Genomic DNA, 2,277 nt, shown 5'->3' with positions numbered 1-2,277 from the left:
ATCGCGGTCGCCGCGGGCCGAGCCACCGACCTGGCCCCGCCCCCACCACGTCCACCCCGTTCGCCGCGTCCGGCTCCGACAGGTCGGAGCGGAGCGGGTGGCCGGCACGTCGCGGTCGGCTGGTCGGTCTGGCTCATGGACTTCTCCCCCGAATGTCTTGCCGCAAATCGACCTGCGCGACGCGGTGGCACAACGGACCCGGCCGGAACCGCAGTCGGGTCCGGCGTTCTCCGAGCGGTTCCCACACCGGCGGCGCACCGGCAGGCGACAATCACTCCCGGTTGCCGCACCGCTGCGCACGCATATGTCGACGACGACCCGCCCAGGTCGCCGGAACGATCACCCAGAGCTTCGCACAACATTAAACGATGAACCGAGCACCCATTTTCACCGAGGCAATCCGCATTCCACCACCGGACGCCTCGCCACCATAACACCCAGGAATAACGCACTGCGATACCGCCCGAAAAAGCACCGTATCGGCCCTTGCTCCGCGCACGGTGCGTGACCGACCGGCAAAACCTCCCGGTGCGAGACATCGGGTAGGTGCACTCTTCCACCGCCTACCACTGTGACGCACCGCCCGAGCGATCACCGACAGTGACTTCAGGCACGCGCGGTCGGAAAAGCGGTGAACTCATCGGCCGAGCGACTCCGGATGCACGTGCACCGCCCGCGCAACACCCCTCTTGACATCCCCCGACATCATGAACGCCGGAAAAACGGCCGACGAACGGACGCGTGGCAACCATTCGAAATACGGGGTTCCGAATAATCGCACCCCCGGCCCGCGCGGCGCGGTACGCCGGTTGAACCAACGGACCCGACCACGACGCCGACATCAGCGAAGGACAATTTATTCCACACACCCTGGAACTGAAGAAAACCACCGGGGTGACACTGCGGAAATCCGAATGCGCCGACCATTCCACACCGGGAAAGAATTGGTTCACCGTCGAACGGCTCGACACCGGCGCAGGTGCCACCCAGCACTGTGCACGTTCCCAGCACTTGAGCCGTACGGAGGGCTTGAGTTACCGACTGGTCTGCGTTTTCATGACGTGCACGTTCACAGCCGACCGCCGCAGGCTCCGCACCGTCGATCAAAGGAGATCGGATGTCCGGACTCACCCGGGCGACCAAGGCCGTCCTCGCCCTGGCGACCGCCGTGCTCCCGCTGACCACGCTCACCCCGGCCGCCTCCGCGGCAGGCTCGCTGACCATGCTCGGGGCGGACGTCTCGACCCTGCAACGCGCCCTGGACCTCGGCGCGAAGTACTACGACGCGTCGGGCACCGCCCGCGACCCGCTCGACATCCTCAAGGGCGTGGGCGTGAACTACGTCCGCCTGCGGGTCTGGAACAACCCCCGCAGCGGCTACAACAACAAGGCGAAGGTCCTGGCGTACGCCAAGGCGGTGAAGGCCAAGGGACTCCGGCTGCTGGTCGACTTCCACTACTCGGACACGTGGGCCGACCCGGGCAAGCAGTACAAGCCGGCGGCCTGGGCGGGCCACACCATCGGGCAGTTGCAGTCCGACGTCTACAACTACACCTACGACGTGTGCAGCAGCCTGAAGTCGCAGGGCACCGCGCCGGACAGCGTCCAGATCGGCAACGAGATCAACGTCGGGATGCTGTGGGACGAGGGCAAGGTCGTCAACAACGACTTCACCAACCTCAGCCTCCTGCTGAAGTCCGGGTACAACGCCACCAAGGCGTGCAACAGCGGGACCAAGGTCATCATCCACACGGCGAACGCCGACAGCCTCGACCACGCCCGCTGGTTCTACGACGGGATCAGGGCGAAGGGCGTCGCCTGGGACATCACCGGGCTGTCGTACTACTGCTCGTGGCACGGCACGCTCGCGAACCTGTACAACGTCATCAGCGACGTGCGGTCCCGGTACGGCAAGGACGTGGTGCTCGCGGAGACGGCCTACCCCTTCACCAGCCAGAACGCCGACGCCACCGGCAACTCCGTCACCTCCGGCTGCTCGGGCTACCCGCTGACGTGGAGCGGCCAGGCCACCAACTTCGCCCACGTGCAGAACACCGCGCGCAACGCGGGCGCCATCGGCGTCTTCTACTGGGAACCGACCTGGTACGCCGTGCCGGGCAACGGCTGGGACCCGGCCGACATCAACGGCAGCGGCAACGGCTGGGACAACATGGCGATCTTCGACTGGACCGGCCACCTCAACCCGAACGTCCGCTGGACGCCGTGACCGGGTGACGTCGGGCGGACCGGTCGCGCTGCGCGGCGGGGACGCCCACG

General features: G+C 66.6%; 1 protein-coding gene. It reads left to right on the top strand.

Going from position 1 to position 2,277, the window contains the following annotated elements:
* Nucleotides 1–1,117: 1,117 nt before the first annotated feature.
* Nucleotides 1,118–2,227 (top strand): glycosyl hydrolase 53 family protein, encoded by a 1,110-nt coding sequence (locus AB0G02_RS35935; RefSeq protein WP_360803645.1) that lies wholly within the window; start codon nucleotides 1,118–1,120, stop codon nucleotides 2,225–2,227.
* Nucleotides 2,228–2,277 lie beyond the last annotated feature (50 nt).

Source organism: Actinosynnema sp. NPDC023658 (genome assembly GCF_040639995.1).
Taxonomy (GTDB): Bacteria; Actinomycetota; Actinomycetes; order Mycobacteriales; family Pseudonocardiaceae; genus Actinosynnema.
The sequence above is the reverse complement of the archived record's forward strand: the minus strand, read 5'-3'. Positions and strand labels throughout refer to the sequence as shown.